Annotated in this window: 1 protein-coding gene; it reads right to left on the reverse strand. The window is 67.3% G+C overall.

All coding sequences use genetic code 11. The annotated features are described in order from the left end of the window. Positions 1 to 97 precede the first annotated feature (97 nt). Entirely contained in the window at positions 98 to 331 is a 234-nt protein-coding gene (locus NS365_RS23205; RefSeq protein WP_058602631.1) for a hypothetical protein, read from the reverse strand. Between the last annotated feature and the right edge of the window lie 329 nt (positions 332 to 660).

Consider the following 660-nt stretch of genomic DNA (forward strand, 5'->3'; position numbering starts at 1 on the left):
GCCCTCGCCATCTCCGAGCCGCGAGCCGCCCGGCCTTCAAGCTCGTAGGGCGGGCGCCCGGCGCTCAGGGCGCCGCCATCAGGGATTGTCTCGGGCGTCAGTGCCCCTGCTTCTGGCACTCGTCCAGAACCATCTGGATTTCGTTCGGGTCGGCCTGGATTTCGCTCTCCAGCCCCGCCTCGACGCGGCTCATCGCCTCGCGATAGCGCTCGCATTGGCCGACGCGGGCGAGGTCGGCCGCGCTGTCGGGCGTGAACCAGCGATAGGCATAATAGCCGCTGCCGGCGACGAGCACGGCCAGAACGAGGACGAGGGACAGGCGGCGCGACATGGCGGACTCCCGGCAAGAGGGGCGCTCCACCCGCTTGGGGATGCGAGGGGAACGGGCCGCGCAGATGCCGCCTCTTCGCTTGCCCGAAGCTTGGCAACCCGTTTTCCGACCGTTCGAGGGAACGGTGCGCGCTTCGAGGGCTTGTCTCCAAGAGAAGCTTATCAGGAGACGGATATGTCCAACACAGACCGACCCCATCTCGACAACGCCTCCACCGGCGGCGGCATCGGCGATATCGGACCCCAGCCGGTCGATCCCTCGTCGGAAAATCCAGGCCGAGGCGTGCCCGATGTAACGCCCGACCGGAGCGTCCGTCACTTATACACATC

This window comes from Aureimonas ureilytica (assembly GCF_001475935.1).
GTDB lineage: Bacteria > Pseudomonadota > Alphaproteobacteria > Rhizobiales > Rhizobiaceae > Aureimonas > Aureimonas ureilytica_A.